At 72.9% G+C, this 17,112-nt stretch carries 18 protein-coding genes; 10 read left to right on the top strand and 8 right to left on the bottom strand.

Annotated features, from left to right (window positions below; translation table 11 throughout):
• Positions 1-118 precede the first annotated feature (118 nt).
• Together ACFPCY_RS05795 and ACFPCY_RS05790 are read left to right on the top strand one after the other, a co-directional pair.
• Positions 119-1,258 carry a cysteine desulfurase family protein gene (locus tag ACFPCY_RS05795; protein WP_378252505.1) on the top strand — a complete coding sequence of 380 codons (1,140 nt, stop codon included), beginning with the start codon at positions 119-121 and terminating at the stop codon, positions 1,256-1,258.
• 40 nt (positions 1,259-1,298) lie between these two features.
• Positions 1,299-1,613: a sulfurtransferase TusA family protein gene (locus ACFPCY_RS05790; RefSeq protein WP_378252504.1), complete on the top strand. Its 315-nt coding sequence runs from the start codon at positions 1,299-1,301 to the stop codon at positions 1,611-1,613.
• 97 nt (positions 1,614-1,710) lie between these two features.
• Here the strand turns inward: ACFPCY_RS05790 and ACFPCY_RS05785 are convergent, their stop codons facing one another.
• Positions 1,711-2,685, bottom strand: a complete 975-nt coding sequence (locus ACFPCY_RS05785) for a carbohydrate kinase family protein (RefSeq protein ID WP_378252503.1) — start codon at positions 2,683-2,685, stop codon at positions 1,711-1,713.
• A 203-nt stretch (positions 2,686-2,888) separates the two neighbouring features.
• The gene (locus ACFPCY_RS05780; protein WP_378252502.1) at positions 2,889-3,251 is read right to left on the bottom strand and encodes a HesB/IscA family protein; all 363 of its coding nucleotides are present in this window, start codon (positions 3,249-3,251) and stop codon (positions 2,889-2,891) included.
• 254 nt (positions 3,252-3,505) lie between these two features.
• Here ACFPCY_RS05780 and nadA point away from each other — a divergent pair, with 254 nt between their 5' ends.
• Positions 3,506-4,660, top strand: coding sequence for a quinolinate synthase NadA (nadA, locus tag ACFPCY_RS05775; RefSeq protein WP_378252501.1), 1,155 nt, complete (start codon positions 3,506-3,508; stop codon positions 4,658-4,660).
• Positions 4,661-4,722: 62 nt separating this feature from the next.
• On the opposite strand, the gene ACFPCY_RS05770 is transcribed toward nadA, so the two are convergent.
• The 5 genes from ACFPCY_RS05770 to ACFPCY_RS05750 form a co-directional block, all read right to left on the bottom strand.
• Positions 4,723-5,490 (bottom strand): maleylpyruvate isomerase family mycothiol-dependent enzyme, encoded by a 768-nt coding sequence (locus tag ACFPCY_RS05770; RefSeq protein ID WP_378252500.1) that lies wholly within the window; start codon positions 5,488-5,490, stop codon positions 4,723-4,725.
• 63 nt (positions 5,491-5,553) lie between these two features.
• Positions 5,554-6,123 carry a PspA-associated protein PspAB gene (gene pspAB, locus ACFPCY_RS05765; RefSeq protein ID WP_378252499.1) on the bottom strand — a complete coding sequence of 190 codons (570 nt, stop codon included), beginning with the start codon at positions 6,121-6,123 and terminating at the stop codon, positions 5,554-5,556.
• Positions 6,123-7,043, bottom strand: coding sequence for a zinc metalloprotease HtpX (gene htpX, locus ACFPCY_RS05760; protein WP_378252498.1), 921 nt, complete (start codon positions 7,041-7,043; stop codon positions 6,123-6,125). Before htpX ends, pspAB begins: the two co-directional genes overlap by 1 nt.
• Before the next feature lie 82 nt (positions 7,044-7,125).
• Positions 7,126-7,404: a PspA-associated protein PspAA gene (gene pspAA / locus ACFPCY_RS05755; protein ID WP_378252497.1), complete on the bottom strand. Its 279-nt coding sequence runs from the start codon at positions 7,402-7,404 to the stop codon at positions 7,126-7,128.
• Positions 7,401-8,234, bottom strand: a complete 834-nt coding sequence (locus tag ACFPCY_RS05750) for a PspA/IM30 family protein (RefSeq protein ID WP_378252496.1) — start codon at positions 8,232-8,234, stop codon at positions 7,401-7,403. The genes pspAA and ACFPCY_RS05750 overlap by 4 nt, the downstream gene beginning before the upstream one ends.
• Positions 8,235-8,367: 133 nt before the next feature.
• Here ACFPCY_RS05750 and ACFPCY_RS05745 point away from each other — a divergent pair, with 133 nt between their 5' ends.
• Together ACFPCY_RS05745 and ACFPCY_RS05740 are read left to right on the top strand one after the other, a co-directional pair.
• A complete protein-coding gene (locus ACFPCY_RS05745; protein WP_378252495.1) occupies positions 8,368-8,952 on the top strand; it encodes a DUF3043 domain-containing protein in 585 nt (194 codons plus the stop codon).
• A gap of 62 nt (positions 8,953-9,014) precedes the next feature.
• Positions 9,015-10,016 carry an aldo/keto reductase family protein gene (locus tag ACFPCY_RS05740; protein ID WP_378252494.1) on the top strand — a complete coding sequence of 334 codons (1,002 nt, stop codon included), beginning with the start codon at positions 9,015-9,017 and terminating at the stop codon, positions 10,014-10,016.
• Positions 10,017-10,336: 320 nt separating this feature from the next.
• On the opposite strand, the gene ACFPCY_RS05735 is transcribed toward ACFPCY_RS05740, so the two are convergent.
• A complete protein-coding gene (locus tag ACFPCY_RS05735; RefSeq protein ID WP_378252493.1) occupies positions 10,337-10,534 on the bottom strand; it encodes a hypothetical protein in 198 nt (65 codons plus the stop codon).
• Between the two features lie 104 nt (positions 10,535-10,638).
• On the opposite strand from ACFPCY_RS05735, the gene ACFPCY_RS05730 reads away from it, so the two are divergent.
• From ACFPCY_RS05730 to sucB, 5 genes are all read left to right on the top strand, one after another.
• Positions 10,639-11,583, top strand: coding sequence for a bifunctional adenosylcobinamide kinase/adenosylcobinamide-phosphate guanylyltransferase (locus ACFPCY_RS05730; RefSeq protein ID WP_378252492.1), 945 nt, complete (start codon positions 10,639-10,641; stop codon positions 11,581-11,583).
• Complete coding sequence (locus ACFPCY_RS05725) at positions 11,580-12,350, top strand: adenosylcobinamide-GDP ribazoletransferase (RefSeq protein WP_378252491.1); 771 nt, start codon at positions 11,580-11,582, stop codon at positions 12,348-12,350. Before ACFPCY_RS05730 ends, ACFPCY_RS05725 begins: the two co-directional genes overlap by 4 nt.
• Positions 12,351-12,409: 59 nt before the next feature.
• The gene (locus ACFPCY_RS05720) at positions 12,410-13,885 is read left to right on the top strand and encodes a leucyl aminopeptidase (RefSeq protein WP_378252490.1); all 1,476 of its coding nucleotides are present in this window, start codon (positions 12,410-12,412) and stop codon (positions 13,883-13,885) included.
• Between the two features lie 180 nt (positions 13,886-14,065).
• Positions 14,066-15,457 (top strand): dihydrolipoyl dehydrogenase, encoded by a 1,392-nt coding sequence (gene lpdA / locus ACFPCY_RS05715; protein WP_378252489.1) that lies wholly within the window; start codon positions 14,066-14,068, stop codon positions 15,455-15,457.
• 46 nt (positions 15,458-15,503) lie between these two features.
• Positions 15,504-17,015 (top strand): 2-oxoglutarate dehydrogenase, E2 component, dihydrolipoamide succinyltransferase, encoded by a 1,512-nt coding sequence (sucB, locus tag ACFPCY_RS05710; protein WP_378252488.1) that lies wholly within the window; start codon positions 15,504-15,506, stop codon positions 17,013-17,015.
• The last annotated feature ends 97 nt before the right edge of the window (positions 17,016-17,112 follow it).

The following is a 17,112-nucleotide window of genomic DNA, read 5'->3' as shown; positions in this document are numbered from 1 at the left end:
GTTCTGGCGTGGCTCCGGTTCGCGCACTCCGTCCCGCCGTCCCGCCCGGCCGTGGCGCCCGGCGGCGCCCCGCGCGCACGGCGTGTCCCGAACCCGGTTCGAGCGGGAATGAGGCGCGGTGAACGGCTACTTCGACGCGGCGTCCACCGAGCCGCTGCACCCGGCGGCGAGGACGGCCCTGGTCAGCGCGCTGGACTCGGCCTGGGCCGATCCGGCGCGGCTCTACGGCGCGGCGCGCTCGGCCCGGCTGGAGCTCGACCGCGCCCGCGCCCGGGTGGCGGACGTGCTGGGCGTGCGGGCCGACGAGATCGCGTTCACCACGTCCGGGACGCAGGCGGTGCAGCTCGGGATCCTCGGCGCGCTCCGCTCCCGTCGGCGTGTCGGGCGGCATCTCGTGGTGAGCGCCGTCGAGCACTCCAGCGTCCTGCACGCCGCCGAGGCCCACGAGCGGGACGGCGGCGAGGTCACCGTCGTCGGCGTGGACGAGACCGGACGCGTCGATCCGGCCGAGTTCGCGGCGGCGCTGCGCCCCGACACCGCGCTCGCCTGCCTCCAGTCGGCCAACCACGAGGTGGGAACGGTCCAGCCGGTCGCGGAGGCGGCCGAGGCGTGCCGCGCCGCGCGGGTGCCGCTGCTCGTCGACGCGGCCCAGTCGGCCGGCCGCCTGCCCGTGCCGGACGGCTGGTCGCTGCTGACCGCGTCCGCGCACAAGTGGGGCGGGCCGCCGGGGGTGGGCGTCCTGGTCGTCCGGAAGGGCACGCGCTGGCGCTCGCCGCTGCCGGAGGACGAGCGCGAGGGACGGCGCGTCCCCGGCTTCGAGAACGTCCCGGCGATCGTCGCGTCCGCCGCCGCGCTGGAGGCGTTCGCCGCCGACATGGCCGCCGAGGCGCCCCGGCTGTCGGACCTCGTGGACATGATCAGGGAGCGGGTGCCGGCCACGGTGCCCGACGTCCAGGTCGTCGGCGACCCGGTGCGGCGGCTGCCGCACCTGGTCACCTTCTCGTGCCTCTACGTGGAGGGCGAGGCGCTGCTGACCGAACTGGACAGGCTGGGTTTCGCGGTCTCGTCCGGCAGCTCCTGCACGGCCGATACGCTGCGTCCGAGCCATGTTCTGGAGGCGATGGGCGTGATTACGCACGGGAACGTGCGGGTATCGCTGCCGCGGGGGGCGGACCCGTCCGCCGTGGCGCGGTTCCTCGCCGTGCTGCCGGACGCCGTGGCGCGCCTGCGCGCCGCCGCCGGGGTGACCGGCGCATGACACCGACGTACACCGCGAGGACGGGAAGGCGGCCGCTCCCATGAGGTTCCGAGGTCGTTCGCGCAAGGACGACGCGCCCCCGCAGGCCGCGCCGCCGCCCCCGGCCGCGCCGCCCGGAGCCGCCCCGCCCGTCCTGGTCATCGACGCGCTGGGCCGCAAGTGCCCCATCCCGATCATCATGCTGGCCGAGCGCATCCGCGAGATCCCGGTCGGCCAGATCGTCGCCGTGCTCGCCGACGACCCCGCCGCGCACACCGACGTCCCCGCCTGGTGCCGCATGAAGTCCCAGGAGTTCGTGTGGGAGGAGACCCTCCCACACGGCGGCTGGGGCTTCCACATCCGCCGGTCCTACTGACGGCGAAGGGCCGGGACTCGCCCGGCCCTTCGCTCGACGCCCCGGCTCAGGCCAGGTGCGGAGCCACCACGCCTCAGGCGCGGTGCGGATCCCCGGCTCAGGCCAGGTGGGGAGCCACGTCGGCGGCGGCCTCGTCGCCGTAGGCGGCGGTGAAGCGGGCCAGGAAGCGGTCCTTGACGATGGTGTACTCCTGCCCGCCCGGAACCTCCAGGGCGTGCGCGGCCACGAGGTTGCCGACCTGGGCGGCGCGCTCCAGCGGGAGCCCCCAGGCGGTCGCGGTCAGGAAGCCGGCGCGGAACGCGTCGCCGCCGCCGGTCGGGTCGACGACCTTCTCGACGACGACGCCGGGGACGTGGAGGCCCTCCTCGCCCGCGCGGTCGATGACCGTGCCCTTGGCGCCGAGGGTGGTGATCCGGACGCCGACGCGGGCCAGGATCTCCGCGTCGGACCAGCCGGTCTTCTCCTCGCAGAGGGCCTTCTCGTACTCGTTGGTGAACAGGTACGCGGCGCCGTCGAGGAGGCGGCGGACGTCCGAGCCGTCCATGCGGGCGAGCTGCTGGGACGGGTCGGCGGCGAACGGGATCCCGCGGCTGCGGCACTCGTCGCTGTGCCGGAGCATGGCCTCCGGGTCGTTCGGGCTGACCAGCACGAGGTCGAGCCCGCCGACGCGGTCCGCGACCGGCTGCAGCTCGATCTCGCGGGCCTCGCTCATCGCGCCGGTGTAGAAGCTGGCGATCTGGTTCTGGTCCTCGTCGGTGGTGCACAGGAAGCGCGCGGTGTGGTGCAGCTCGGAGACGTGCACCGACTCGCAGTCGACGCCGTGCCGCTCCAGCCACGACCGGTAGTCGGCGAAGTCGTCGCCCACCGAGCCGACCAGGTAGGACGTCAGGCCGAGGCTGCCGATGCCGAAGCAGATGTTGGCCGCGACGCCGCCGCGCCGGATCTCCAGCTCGTCCACCAGGAACGAGAGCGACACCCGGTCGAGCTGGTCGGGCATCAGCTGGTCGGTGAATCGACCCGGGAAGGTCATCAGATGGTCGGTCGCGATGGAGCCAGTTACGGCGATGCGCACGGCGTCGCTCTCCTCGTGGTGTGGCGTCCGGCTTGTCACCGGCTGTTGGACAACCCCAAGAGGCTACTTCCCGAGACGGCCGCGCGCGCAACCGAAGCGCCACGTCCGGGTCGGGTCACCCGCCCGGACTTCAGGACGCCTTCAGGCGGACATGCGGAAGGGCCGGTGCGGGGTGTCGCCCGCACCGGCCCTTCCGGCCCGTCCTAGTTGAACGAGTCGCCGCAGGCGCAGGAGCCTGAGGCGTTGGGGTTGTCGATCGTGAAGCCCTGCTTCTCGATGGTGTCGACGAAGTCGATCGTGGCGCCGCCGAGGTAGGGGGCGCTCATCCGGTCCACGCGGACCGAGAGGCCGTCGAAGTCCTGCACCTGGTCGCCGTCCATCTCGCGCTCGTCGAAGAACAGCTGGTAGATCAGGCCCGAGCAGCCGCCCGGCTGCACGGCGACACGCAGGGCGAGGTCGTCGCGGCCCTCCTGCTCCAGCAGGCCCTTCGCCTTCTCTGCGGCGGCGTCGGTCAGGATGACGCCCTGCTGCGTGGTCTCCTGCGTGGTCTCGCCTGAAACCGTCATGTGTTCAGCTCCCGGGTCTCACTGCGCCGCCGTGGCGACGTTCTTCACCTGTTCGTGAGGACGGCCGGCGGAACCGCTCGGGGCGCTTCCGCAGTCTCCTGTTCGAAGAACAACGTACCTCGGCTCCTGGCCATTCCACCTCCCGGCGGTCATTCCCGGGGAGACCTCGGTCACACGGGGGTGCACTTCTCGTCAGATGTGCGATTATGTATCGTCAAAGCGACGATAAGCTCCGTCGCAGGAGGGAGCATCCCGTGACCACCCCCGTACGCGATCTGCCGTTGCTGCTGCTCGGGACCGGTTCCGACCCCGCCAGCGAGCGCGGCGTGGACTGTCCCGGCGAGCTGCCGCCCGCGTCCGACCCGGAGCTCGTGGAGCGCGCCCGCGCCGCCAAGGCCGCGCTCGGCGACAGCGTCTTCGTCCTCGGCCACCACTACCAGCGGGACGAGGTGATCCGGTTCGCGGACGTGACCGGCGACTCGTTCAAGCTCGCCCAGCAGGCCGCGGCCCGCCCCGAGGCGCCCTACATCGTGTTCTGCGGCGTCCACTTCATGGCCGAGTCCGCCGACATCCTCACCGCGGGCCACCAGCAGGTGATCCTGCCGGACCTCGCCGCGGGCTGCTCCATGGCCGACATGGCGACGTTCGACCAGGTGGAGGAGTGCTGGGAGGTCCTGGAGGACGCCGGCATCGCCGACGACGTCGTCCCGGTGACCTACATGAACTCCTCCGCCGACATCAAGGCGTTCGTCGGACGGCACGGCGGCGTCGTCTGCACCTCGTCCAACGCCAAGCGCGCGCTGGACTGGGCCTACGCCAAGGGCTCGAAGGTGCTGTTCCTCCCGGACCAGCACCTCGGGCGCAACACGGCCGTCCTGGAGATGGGCTTCTCGCTGGACGACTGCGTCGTGTACAGCCCGCACCGGCCCGAGGGCGGGCTGAGCGGGCAGCAGCTCCGCGACGCGCGGATGATCCTGTGGCGCGGGCACTGCTCGGTGCACGGCCGGTTCAGCCTGGACTCCGTGGAGGACGTCCGGCGGCGCGTGCCCGGCGTCAACGTGCTCGTCCACCCGGAGTGCAAGCACGAGGTCGTCACCAACGCCGACCAGATCGGCTCGACCGAGTACATCATCAAGACGATCGAGAACGCCCCGGCCGGGTCGTCCTGGGCGGTCGGCACCGAGCTGAACCTCGTGCGGCGGCTGGCGAACGCGCACCCGGACAAGAACGTCATGTTCCTCGACAAGACGGTCTGCTTCTGCTCGACCATGAACCGCATCGACCTGCCGCACCTGGTGTGGTCGCTGGAGGCGCTGGCGCGCGGCGAGGTCGTCAACCGGATCGAGGTGGACGCCGACACCGCGCACTACGCCCGCGTCGCCCTCGACCAGATGCTGGCCCTCCCCTAGCGCCGGAGCACCGGCGAAGCGGGCCCGCGAGGCGGGCGGTCACCCCGGTTCGGGCGGAGGGGTCACAGAGCGGAGTTCTCGACCCACCGGACGAGCAGGTCGTGATCGCCCGCGGTCGCGACGCCAGGGTCGTCGATCCTGCGGCGGCCCCACAGGAACAGGTACAGGTCGCACGCGCGCGCCCGGACGGCCGCGTCGGCGTGGACGTCGTCGGACGCCGTGGAGCGGCGCCAGCCGAAGCGGTCCTTGTCGAGCTCGACCGTCCAGCGGTCGCCGGTGTCGTCGGCGGTGAACGCGAGCGTCTCGCCGTCGCCGCGCAGGTTCTCCACGTTCGGCGCGAACGGCGCGGCGTACGGCAGGTTGACGAGCATCTCGTCCATGCCGTCGACGGCGGCGCCGGCGTCCAGCTCGTAGCCGAGGCCGAGCGTGAAGCACAGGTCGGCGCGGTGGACGGCGGTCTCGTAGACCATCCGCCGCGACCAGAACCGGGCGTGCTGGTCGTCGCCCCAGGACCACATCTCCGCGTCCGGGTCGGCGGCGCGCAGCGTCCGGACCAGCGCCCCGCCGCCCTCGGCGAACCACGGGACCTGCTCGCCGTCGGCCTGCGGCGGCTCGCCCGCGTAGTGCCGGGGGCTGCGCGGCCGCTCCGCGACGGTGCGGACCAGCCCCTCCGCCCAGCGATGCGTGGTGCCGAGATGCCGCAGCAGGTCGCGGACCGACCAGCCCGGGCAGGTCGGGACCGGCGCGTCGAGGTCGGCGCCCGCGAGCGCCGCCGTGAACGCGGCGATCTGCCGCTCCGTCTCGTCGCAGTACCGCTCGTGCGTCCACATGAGGCGTCCTCCGGGGGGTGGACGGATCGGGTCGGGCGGCGGCGGGTCGCGGCCGGGGGCGGCTCAGAGGCCGGGCGCCCCCCAGACCGGGAACCAGCGGCCGAGGTCGTCCTCGAACTTCAGGTCGGCGCCCACCGCGCCGCGCGCCTGGATCTCCAGGGCGTTGTCGCGGCGGTCGCCGGGGAGCGGCGCGAACGGGTAGAACGTGCCGCGCTTGTACAGGTAGACCAGTGCCAGGCGCTGCCCCTCCGGCCCCTTGAAGCCGACGAGGGAGCACAGCAGGTGCGGGCCGAAACCGCCCGCCTCCAGCGTCGCGTTCACCGCGTGCAGGTCGGTGACGAGGCCGGCGACGTCCTGCGGGTCGTGCCGGGACAGCAGCCAGGTGTAGCCGTAGGAGTCCTGGCTGACCTCGACCTTCGGGGTGTCGCCCGAGTTCAGCAGCTCGACGGCGTCCTTCTGGAGCTGGGCGAACGCGCCGCCCTCGGCGGCCCGGAAGCAGACCGAGCCGAGGCCGGTCGGGGTGAACCCGGCGGCGGCCTCCAGCGTGACGGCCGCGGTGGTGAGCCCGAACAGCGCGTCGAGGTCGGGCTTGACCGGCTTGGACCGGCCGAGCAGGGCGTCCAGGAAACCCATCACACTCCCCTGCTGAGCTCGCCGGAGATCTTGTTGAGCTGCTCCAGCCGCTTCTCCAGCGTCGGGTGCGTCGAGAACAGCTGCGAGACGCTGAAGCCCTTGCCGAACGCCGGGGTGAAGAAGAAGGCGTTGAACGGCTGCGCGGCGCGCAGGTCGTTGGTCGGGATCCGGGCGATCTCGCCGGTGACCTTCGTCAGCGCGCTCGCCAGCGCGGACGGGCGCCCGGTCAGCAGCGCGGCGGCGCGGTCGGCCGACAGCTCGCGGTACCGCGACAGCGCGCGCGTCAGCAGGAAGCTGATCGCGTACGCGACGGCGCTGACCGCGACCACGGCCATGACCATCACGGCCATGTTGTTGTCGCTGTCGCGCCGGTTGTTGAAGCCGCCCCACAGCCCGAACTCCAGCCCGATCCGGGTGAGCAGCCCGGCGCAGATGCCGAGGAACGAGGCGATCGTCATGACCGCCACGTCACGGTGCGCGACGTGCGCCATCTCGTGCGCGAGGACGCCCTCCAGCTCCACCGGGTCGAGCCGGCGCAGCAGCCCGGTGGTGACGCAGACGACCGCGTTCTTCTGGTTGCGTCCGGTGGCGAACGCGTTGGGCACGTCGGTGTCGGCGATCGCGACCCGCGGCTTGGGCGCGTCCGACATCGCGCAGATGCGGTCGATCACGCCGTGCAGCTCGGGCGCCTCCGTCGGGGACACCTCGCGGGCGTGCATCGCGAACGTGGTGATCTTGTCGGAGAAGAAGTACTGCACGAACAGGAAGACCAGCGCGGCGGCGAGGCCGATCACGCCGAGCTTCGGGGAAATCACGAAGAACGCCGTCACGAACGCGACGTAGACCAGCCCCAGCAGGAACATCGTCACGAGCATGCGCGACGTCAACCCCCGGTCGGAGGCGTAACGCGTGCGGGCCATCTCTCTTCTTCTCCCGTCCCCAGTGGTACTCACCGGTACAACGCCTCGGCCCCGACATTCGTGCCGGGACCGGGACGTCGCCCTAGTCGGGGATGAGTCCCTCGTCCCCGAGCATCGCCCGCACCTCGTCGATGTGCGCGTCGGCCGGAGGCAGGATGAGCTCCGACGGCTCCAGGCTGTCGGGGGGCAGCGCCTTGCCGACCTTGCGGACGCTCTCCAGCAGGCTGTGCAGCGCCTTGCGGAACTCGTCCTCGCCGCCCGCCTCGATCGCCGCCTCCAGGGCGTCGTCGAGGGTGTTCAGCACGGCCAGGTCGGCGTCGGCGACGTCGAGCTGGCCCTCGCCCATGATGCGGACGATCACTGGTGGCCTCCCGGCTGCTGCGGGAACCCGCCCTGCGGGTTCTGCGGCGCGGGCTGCTGCTGGTGCTGCGGCGCGGGCTGCTGGTGCTGCGCGGGCGCGGCCTGGCCGGGGTTCAGCTCCTTGGGCGCGCTGCCCTGGCCGAGCTCGGCCTTCAGCGCCTCCAGCTCGGCGTCGACACCGGGGCCGGAGCCCATCCGGTCGAGCTCGGCCTGGATGTCGTCGCGCGGACCGGAGAAGTCCTCCAGGGCGCCGGACGCCAGCAGCTCGTCGATCGCCCCGGCGCGGGCCTTCATGTTCTCGGTCTTCTCCTCGGCGCGCTGGATCGCGAGGCCGACGTCGCCCATCTCCTCGGAGATGCCGGAGAACGCCTCGTTGATCTTCGTCTGCGCCTCGGCCGCCGTGTAGGTGGCCTTGATCGTCTCCTTGCGGGTGCGGAAGGAGTCGACCTTCGCCTGCAGCCGCTGCGAGGCGAGGGTGAGCTTCTCCTCCTCGCCCTGGAGCTGCTGGTACTGCGCCCGCAGGTCGCCGAGCTGGGAGTCCAGTCCGGCGCGCCGGGTCAGCGCCTCGCGGGCGAGGTCCTCCCGCCCGACCTGCAGGGCCTTGCGCCCCTGGTCGGTCAGCTTGCTCTGCTGCTGCTCCAGCTGGTTGATCTGGAGCTCCAGGCGCTTGCGCGAGGTCGCGACGTCCGCCACGCCCCGCCGGACCTTCTGCAGCATCTCCAGCTGACGCTGGTAGGAGTAGTCCAGGGTCTCCCGAGGATCTTCCATCCTGTCCAGGGCTTTGTTCGCCTTGGACTTGAAGATCATCGACATTCGCTTCATCACGCTCATCGCGCGGCGCCGGTCCCTTCGTGCTGGCTGGCCCGGACAACGCCGGGCCCAATGACCACTGCTGGGGTTCTTATCACCCTACGCGTTAACGCGCGAGGCAGTCACGATGTTCGCAGCCGGTAGGCTGAACTCCGTGTTCCGACGTCGTACTCAAGAAGCCCCCGAGGCTCCTCCCGAAGTAGTGGTCAAGCCGGGGGGCAAGGGCCGTCCTACGCCCAAGCGCCGGGACGCCGAGAAGCGGCGGCGCCAGCCCATCACCGCGCCGCAGAACCGCAAGGAGGCGTACAAGCGGCTGCGCGAGAAGCAGGCGACCGACCGCGCCAGGGCCCGCGAGGGCATGGCCAAAGGCGACGAGCGGTACCTCCTCAAGCGCGACAAGGGCCCCGTCCGCCGGATGGCCCGCAACTACGTCGACTCGCGCCGCACCGTCGGCTCGTACCTCATGTACCTGCTGCTCGCGCTGGTCGTGCTGAACTTCCTGCCGATCCCGGCCGTCCGCCTCGCGATGCTGTTCGCGCCGCCGGTCCTGCTGCTCGTCGTCTTCCTCGAAGGCCTCCTGCTCGCCCGCGGCGTCACCAAGCTCGCCGCCGAGTCGTACCCCGACGAGGACCGCAAGGGCCTCGGCCTCTACGCCGCCATGCGCGCCATGCAGATCCGCCGCCTCCGCGTCCCGGCCCCCCAGGTCCGCATCGGCGACACGAGCTGGAAGAAGGAGTGACCTCCCGGGAGGCCTGAACGCCTCCTGGGATCTTCACCCGTGATCCCCCTAAGCTTTCGACCATGGAATTTCGACGGCTTGGGCGTAGTGGACTGAAGGTCAGTGAGATCGCTTACGGGAACTGGCTGACGCATGGTTCCCAGGTCGAGGAGGACGCCGCGCGGGCGTGCGTGGCGGCGGCGCTCGACGAGGGCGTCACGACGTTCGACACGGCCGACGTCTACGCGGGGACGCGGGCGGAGGAGGTGCTCGGCCGCGCTCTGAAGGGGCAGCGGCGCGAGGGCCTGGAGATCTTCACGAAGGTCTACTGGCCGACCGGCCCCGGGCAGAACGACCGGGGCCTGTCGCGCAAGCACATCTTCGAGTCGATCCACGGCTCGCTGAAGCGGCTCCAGACCGACTACGTGGACCTCTACCAGGCGCACCGCTTCGACTACGAGACGCCGCTGGAGGAGACGCTGCGGGCGTTCGACGACCTCGTCCGGCAAGGCAAGGTCCTGTACGTCGGCGTGTCGGAGTGGCGCGCGGAGGAGATCGAGCGCGCCCTGAAGATCGCGGACGAGATGGGCTTCGACCGGATCGTGTCGAACCAGCCGCAGTACAACATGCTGTGGCGGGTGATCGAGCCCGAGATCGTCCCGCTGTGCGAGCGCGAGGGCGTCGGCCAGATCGTCTGGTCCCCGATCGCGCAGGGGGCGCTGTCCGGCAAGTACCTGCCCGGCCAGGCCGCCCCGGCGGGCTCGCGCGCCACCGACGGGAAGGGCGGCGCGGACATGATCGCCCGCTACCTGGACGACGACGTGCTCCGCCGCGTCCAGGAGCTGCGCCCCATCGCGGACGATCTGGGCCTGACCATGGCGCAGCTCGCCATCGCCTGGACGCTGCAGAACCCCAACGTCTCGGCGGCCATCGTCGGCGCGTCCCGCCCCGAGCAGGTCCGCGACAACGTGAAGGCGGCCGGCGTCAAGCTCGACCCCGAGGTCCTCCGCCGCATCGACACCATCCTCGACCCGGTAGTGGAACGCGACCCGGCCCGCACCGTCAGCCCCGCAAAGCGCCCGTAGGGCTGGAAGCACCGGCCCCTTGCCCCCGTAGGGCCAGCCACCCGTCCATCGACGCCCGTAGGACCGGAACACGGCCCATCGCCCCCAGAGGATCGGAGCACCGGTAGATCGACCCGGCCTAAGGCAAGGGCACCGGTCCAATAACCCACCCGTAGGGCCCGAGTAACACTGCGTGTTCTCCGCGCCGCCGGAGCGCTAGCGGAGGCGGCGCGGAGAACACCCCGCAGGGCCGGGCCCGCAGCGAAGCGAGGAGGGCGGCCCGAAGGGCCCCGGGGGGTGTGGGGGGTCGTCCCCCCACAATTAGGGGTCGCCCCCCACAATTACTCGTGAAGGCTCATTTTGTAGACGGTCTCCTCGCCGTCCAGGAGGACGACCGTGTCGACGCCGTCCTCGCGCAGTTCGCGCCAGTGCTCGCCGAGCCAGGTCTCGGCGGCGGCCTGCGTGCCGAAGGTCTCCTCTTCGGCCTCGCCGGACGCTCGGGTCCCGTCGGCCTTCTCCAGTCGCCATCTCCACGTCATCGCCACTGCCCTTCCGCCGCTTCGACCTGCCCGGTAGCGGTGAGCGTAACCCGTCGGCCACCCCGCGCGGCCGGGAGTGGGCGGGCAATAGGGTCGGGGATGGGATGAAGATCGAAGTGGTGGGGCGCGCGGGGCCGGAGGGCTGGCCCGCGGACGGGTGCCGGTGCGCGTCGTGCGGACGGGCGCGGGCGGCCGGGGTCCGGTGGGAGCCGACGCGCGTGATGATCGACGGGGTGGCCCTGGCGGAATGCCCTCGCCTGGACGTCGCCGGTGGCTGGGACGTGCGGGTGCCGTCCGGCCATCGGGTGCTGGTGGCGGGCGGGGTGGGGCAGCGGCCCGAGCCGGCGGCGGGTGTGGTCTACGACGCCGCGCTGCTGGATCTGGTCGGGAGTCCCGAGCATCTCGGGTGGTTGCGGCGCGCGGGGGCGGTCTCGGAGGCGACGGACGTCCGGGCCGTGTACGTGGATCATCGGGTCGCCTCTCCGGCCGAGTTCGAGCGGCGGATGGGGTTCTGGACGCGTCCGGTCGAGGGAACGCACCGGGCTCTGGTGCTCGGCGGGTCCCGGTCGGGGAAGTCGGCCGAGGCGGAGTTGCGGCTGCTCGCCCGGCCGGACGTGACGTATGTGGCGACGGGTGTCGGCGATCCGGCCGATGCGGAGTGGACGGCCCGGATCGAGGCGCATCGGGAGCGGCGTCCGTCCTGGTGGCGGACGGTGGAGACGACCGATCTCGCCCGGGCGCTGGCCTCCGCGGACGGGGCGGTGCTCGTGGACGGCATCGGGTCGTGGGTCGCGGCGGCCATGGACGAGACGGACGCCTGGGACGACCCGTCCCGTGTCCGGAGAAAGCTGGACGAGCTGGTCGAGGCCTGGCGTTCCACGGCCGCGTACGTGGTCGCGGTGAGCGACGAGGTCGGGATGTCGCTGGTGCCGACGACGCCGGTGGGACGGGCGTTCCGGGACGTGCTCGGCACTCTCAACCAGCGGCTCGCGGCCGAGTCGGAAGAGGTCGCCCTGGTCGTCGCCGGTCGGGTCCTGGATCTGCCGTGAGCGCGCGGGACTGGGGGGCCGGGGCGCGGCTCGGCGTGACGTTGCTGAGCGTCGTGCCGCTGCGGGCGGAGCGGGTCGACCGGGAGGCGGCGCGGCGGGCGATGATGCTCGCGCCCGCGGTCGGGCTCGTCGTCGGCGGGGGCGCGGCCGTGACCTTGCTGGTGGCGGGCGGGCTCGGGTACGGCCGCCTGCTGGGCGCGGCGCTGGCGGTCGCGGTGGGCGCGGCGCTGACCCGCGCCCTGCATCTGGACGGCCTGGCGGACCTCGCCGACGGCCTCGGCAGCCGCAAGCCCGCCGAAGCCGCGCTGGAGATCATGAAGAAGTCGGACATCGGGCCGTTCGGCGTGGCGACGCTGGTGCTGGCGCTGCTGATCCAGGTCGCCGCGCTCTCGTCGGCGCCGGCGCCCTGGGCCGCCGCGCTGGTCGCGGCGGTCGCCGGACGGCTCGCGCTGCCGTGGGCGTGCCGAGCCGGGGTGCCGTCCGCGCGGCCGGGCGGGCTCGGCTCGCTGGTCGCCGGATCGGTGCCGGCCGGAGGCGTCGCGGCCGTGACCGCGGCGGTGCTGGTCGCGGCGGGCGGCCTCGGTTTCGCGGCGGACGGCCCGTACGGCGCCCTGCGGGCCGCCGCCGCGGTCGTGGTGGCGCTGGCGGCGGCGCTCGCGACGCTCCGGCACGCGGTCCGCCGGCTCGGCGGGGTCACCGGGGACGTGCTGGGCGCGCTCGTGGAGGTCGCGACGGCGGCCGCCCTGCTCGCGCAGGCCGTCCGATGAGGGCAATGCTTGATCCAAAAGGGCGAAACCGGTCACCCGGAGGACTAACATCGGAGGACGTGACGACCATCAGTCTTGACAGCGCAGTCCTGACCGCTCTCGACACCGACGCGATCGTGGTCGGCGTCCACCCGGCCGGGGACGGCGTCCGTCCGGCCGGCGCCGACGACCTCGACACGGCCCTCTCCGGCCGGCTGGCCGACTCCCTGACGGCGCTCGGCGCCACCGGCAAGCCCGGTGAGGTCGTCAAGCTGCCGACGCTCGGCGCCCTGCCCGCCGCCCTGATCGTCGCGGTCGGGCTCGGCGAGGCCGGCGACCTCGACGCCGAGGGCCTGCGCCGCGCCGCCGGCTCGGCGCTCCGCGCGCTCGCCGGGAAGCGGAGGGTCGCGGTGGCGCTGCCCGCCTCGTCCGCCGCCGAGGTGGAGGCCGTCGCGCTCGGCGCGCTGCTCGGCAACTACGGCTTCGCCGCCTACCGCACCTCCGAGCGTCCGGGCCCGGTCGAGGAGATCGTGCTCGTCGGCGCCGAGGACGAGGCCGCCGTGCGCCGCGCCGAGACGCTCGCGTCCGCGGTCACGCTGGTCCGCGACCTGGTGAACACGCCGCCGTCCGACCTGTCCCCCGAGGACTTCGCCGAGGTGGCCACCAAGGTCGCCGCGGAGAGCGGCCTGGAGATCGAGGTCCTGGACGAGAAGGCCCTGGTGGACGGCGGTTACGGCGGCATCGTCGGCGTCGGGCAGGGGTCGGCGAACCCGCCGCGCCTGGTCCGGCTCGCCTACACCCACCCGGAGGCGGCCAAGACGCTCGCGCTGGTCGGCAAGGGCATCACGTTCGACTCGGGCGGCCTCTCGCTGAAGCCCGCCGAGGGCATGGACTGGATGAAGTCCGACATGGGCGGCGCGGGCGCGGTGCTCGGCGCGCTCGCCGCGATCGCCGAGCTGAAGCCCGCCGTGAACGTCGTCGGCTACCTCGCGCTCGCCGAGAACATGCCGTCCGGCAGCGCGCAGCGGCCGTCGGACGTGCTGCGCGTCTACGGCGGCAAGACCGTCGAGGTGCTGAACACCGACGCCGAGGGCCGGCTGGTGATGGCCGACGCGATCGTCCGGTCCGGCGAGGACGAGCCCGACCTGCTGATCGACGTCGCCACCCTGACCGGCGCGCAGCTGGTCGCGCTCGGCACCCGGACCACCGGCGTCATGGCCAACGACGACGACGTCCGCGAGAAGGTCGTCGCGGCGGCCGTCGCCGCGGGCGAGCCGTCCTGGGGCATGCCGCTGCCGGAGGAGCTGCGCAAGGGCCTCGACTCGTCCGTCGCCGACATCGCCAACATCAGCGGCGAGCGCTGGGGCGGCATGCTCGTCGCGGGCGTGTTCCTCCGGGAGTTCGTGCCGGACGGCGTCCGCTGGGCGCACCTCGACATCGCCGGGCCGTCCTACAACAAGGGCGAGCCGTACGGCTACACGCCGAAGGCGGGCACCGGCTCGGCCGTCCGCACCCTGGTCGCCGTCGCCGAGGCCCTGGCCGCCGGCGAGCTCTGAGGTTTTTCCGCCCGGCGGACCCCGACCGGGCCCGCCGGGCGTACAAGGGAATAGGTTTTCCCTGACGGCGGGGCGTCACCGCGCCCCGCCGCCGGGTGACCCGCGAAGGCACACCAGCCGTAGACGCGAGGCGCGAGGCACACACCTGCCGTAGGCGCGTAGGGCGGAAAGGGAGCGACATTGGCTGACAGCGGCCCCTTCGACATCGTGGTCCTGGGAGGCGGGAGCGGCGGCTACGCGTGCGCGCTGCGCGCGTCCGAGCTCGGCATGCGCGTGGCGCTGGTCGAGCGCGACAAGCTCGGCGGCACCTGCCTGAACCGCGGCTGCATCCCCACCAAGGCGCTGCTGCACGCGGCGGAGGTCGCCGACCAGACCCGCGAGGCGGCGGCGTTCGGCGTCCTGGCGACGTTCGACGGCATCGACATCGACGGCGTCCACGCCTACAAGGACAAGGTCGTCTCGGGCACCGTCAAGGGCCTGACCGGGCTGATCAGGTCGCGCGGCATCGAGGTCGTCGAGGGCGAGGGACGGCTCGCGTCGCCCACGTCCGTCGAGGTCCGCGCCGCCGACGGCTCCACCCGGACGCTGGAGGGACGGCACATCGTGCTGGCCACCGGCTCCGCCCCCCGCACCCTGCCCGGCCTGGACGTGGACGGCGAGAAGGTCATCTTCAGCGACCACGCCCTGGAGCTCGGCCGCGTGCCGTCGTCGGTGGTGATCCTCGGCGGCGGAGTCATCGGCGTCGAGTTCGCCAGCGTGTGGCGCTCGTTCGGGGCCGAGGTGACGATCGTCGAGGCTCTCCCCCACCTGCTGCCGCTGGAGGAGGAGAGCAGCTCCAAGCGGTTGGAGCGCGCCTTCCGCAAGCGCGGCATCAAGTACGAGCTGGGCGTCCGGTTCCAGGGCGTCAAGACCACCGACGCGGGCGTCACCGTCACGCTGGAGAACGGCACGGCGATCGACGCGGAGCTGCTGCTCGTCGCGGTCGGGCGCGGGCCGGTCTCGGCCGGGCTCGGGTTCGAGGAGGCGGGCGTCGCGGTGGAGCGCGGCTTCGTCCGGGTGGACGAGCTGTGCCGCACCTCGGTGCCGACCGTCTCGGCCGTCGGCGACCTGATCGACACCCCGCAGCTCGCGCACGTCGGCTTCGCCGAGGGCATCCTCGTCGCCGAGCGGCTGGGCGGGCTCGACCCGGCCCCGATCGACTACGAGGGCGTGCCCCGCATCACCTACTCCGACCCCGAGGTCGCCTCCGTGGGCATCACCTCGAAGGTCGCCGCGGAACGCGGGTACGAGATCGACACGGCGGTCTACGACCTGGCCGGAAACCCCAAGAGCAAGATCCTCGGGACGCAGGGCGAGGTGCGGGTGATCGCCGAGCGCGGCGGCCGCGTGCTCGGCCTGTCCATGGTCGGCGCGCGGGTCGGCGAGCTGATCACCGAGGGTCAGCTGATCTACAACTGGGAGGCCCTGCCGAGCGAGGTCGCCCAGCTCATCCATCCGCATCCGACCCAGTCCGAGGCGGTCGGCGAGGCGCACCTGATGCTCGCCGGCAAGCCACTGCACGTGCACGGCTGAACGGCCGCGCCGGGAATATGAGATCTCGAAGGAGTATCTGAGAGCCATGCCGGTCTCCGTCACCATGCCCCAGCTCGGCGAGAGCGTCACCGAGGGCACCGTCACCCGCTGGCTGAAGAAGGAGGGCGAGCGCGTCGAGACCGACGAGCCGCTTCTCGAAGTCTCGACCGACAAGGTCGACACCGAGATCCCCTCTCCCGCGTCCGGCATCCTGACCAGCATCACCGTCGCCGAGGACGAGACCGTCGAGGTCGGCGCGGAGCTCGCGGTCATCGGCGACGAGGGCGACGCCCCCGCCGCCGCTCCGTCCGCCGAGCCCGCCGCGGCCCCGGCCGAGGAGGCGGCCCCGGCCGAGGCCGAGGAGCCCGCCGCCCCGGCGCCCGCGCCGCAGGCGCAGGCCCCGCAGGGCCCGCCGCCGTCGTCGTGGCCGCCGCCCGCGCCGCAGCAGCAGCCCGCCCAGCCGTCGCAGCCGGCCCAGCCCCCGGCCCCGGCTCCCGCGCCGTCCGCGCCCGAGCCCGCCCCGGTCACGCAGGCGTCGTCCACGCCGACCGCCGCCTCGCAGGACGGCCAGGGCTCCGGCGAGGGCCCGTACGTCACGCCGCTGGTCCGCAAGCTCGCCGCCGAGCACGGCGTGGACCTGAACGCGGTCAAGGGCACCGGCGTCGGCGGCCGGATCCGCAAGCAGGACGACCTGGAGGCGGCCCGCGCCGCCCTCGACGCCGCCGCCGCCCCGGCCCCGGCCGCCCCCGCCGCGCCGGCCCCCGCCGCGCCGTCCGGCCAGGCCCGTCCGGCCGCCCCGGCCCCGGTGTCGTTCGCCGCGCCCGCCGAGCAGCTCGCGCTGCGCGGCAAGACCGAGAAGATGTCCCGGATCCGGCAGACCATCGCCCGCCGCATGGTCGAGTCGCTCCAGGTCTCGGCGCAGCTCACCACCGTCGTCGAGGTGGACGTCACGAAGGTCGCGCGGCTGCGCGAGCGCGCGAAGGCCGACTTCGAGTCCCGCGAGGGCGTGAAGCTGACCTTCATGCCGTTCTTCGCGCTGGCCGCCGTCGAGGCGCTCAAGCAGCACCCGAAGCTGAACGCGGTCATCAACGGCGACGAGGTCACCTACCACGACGTGGAGAACCTCGGCTTCGCCGTGGACGTGCCCGAGCGCGGCCTGATGGTGCCGGTGATCCACAACGCCGGCCAGCTGAACCTGGGCGGCCTCGCGCAGCGCATCGCCGACCTCGCCGAGCGGACCCGCACCAACAAGGTCAGCCCGGACGAGCTGTCCGGCGGCACGTTCACGCTGACCAACACCGGCAGCCGGGGCGCGCTGTTCGACACCCCGATCCTGAACCAGCCGCAGGTCGGCATGCTCGGCACCGGCGCGGTCGTGAAGCGCCCGGCCGTCATCGATGACCCGGAGCTGGGCGAGGTCATCGCCGTCCGGTCGATCGCCTACCTGGCGCTGACCTACGACCACCGGCTCATCGACGGCGCGGACGCGGCCCGCTTCCTGGGCACCGTCAAGCACCGCCTGGAGGAGGGCAACTTCGAGGCCGAGCTCGGCCTCTGACCTCTTCTTCTTCCGTTCGGCCGGCTGGAGCCCGCCGTCCCGCACCGGGGCGGCGGGCTTCGCCGTTCGTGGCGTCCGTCTCGCTACATAGGTTGCG

Source organism: Actinomadura gamaensis, assembly GCF_042652125.1.
Classification (GTDB): Bacteria; Actinomycetota; Actinomycetes; order Streptosporangiales; family Streptosporangiaceae; genus Spirillospora; species Spirillospora gamaensis.
This window is presented reverse-complemented; position numbering and strand designations above follow the sequence as displayed.

Excerpts from the sequence above, each read along its gene's own strand:
- ACFPCY_RS05790 (WP_378252504.1), top strand. The coding sequence starts at position 1,299 with ATGAGGTTCCGAGGTCGTTCGCGCAAGGACGACGCGCCCCCGCAGGCC.
- ACFPCY_RS05780 (WP_378252502.1), bottom strand. The coding sequence starts at position 3,251 with ATGACGGTTTCAGGCGAGACCACGCAGGAGACCACGCAGCAGGGCGTC.
- ACFPCY_RS05770 (WP_378252500.1), bottom strand. The coding sequence starts at position 5,490 with ATGTGGACGCACGAGCGGTACTGCGACGAGACGGAGCGGCAGATCGCC.
- pspAB (WP_378252499.1), bottom strand. The coding sequence starts at position 6,123 with ATGGGTTTCCTGGACGCCCTGCTCGGCCGGTCCAAGCCGGTCAAGCCC.
- htpX (WP_378252498.1), bottom strand. The coding sequence starts at position 7,043 with ATGGCCCGCACGCGTTACGCCTCCGACCGGGGGTTGACGTCGCGCATG.
- ACFPCY_RS05750 (WP_378252496.1), bottom strand. The coding sequence starts at position 8,234 with ATGAGCGTGATGAAGCGAATGTCGATGATCTTCAAGTCCAAGGCGAAC.
- ACFPCY_RS05740 (WP_378252494.1), top strand. The coding sequence starts at position 9,015 with ATGGAATTTCGACGGCTTGGGCGTAGTGGACTGAAGGTCAGTGAGATC.
- ACFPCY_RS05735 (WP_378252493.1), bottom strand. The coding sequence starts at position 10,534 with ATGACGTGGAGATGGCGACTGGAGAAGGCCGACGGGACCCGAGCGTCC.
- ACFPCY_RS05730 (WP_378252492.1), top strand. The coding sequence starts at position 10,639 with ATGAAGATCGAAGTGGTGGGGCGCGCGGGGCCGGAGGGCTGGCCCGCG.
- sucB (WP_378252488.1), top strand. The coding sequence starts at position 15,504 with ATGCCGGTCTCCGTCACCATGCCCCAGCTCGGCGAGAGCGTCACCGAG.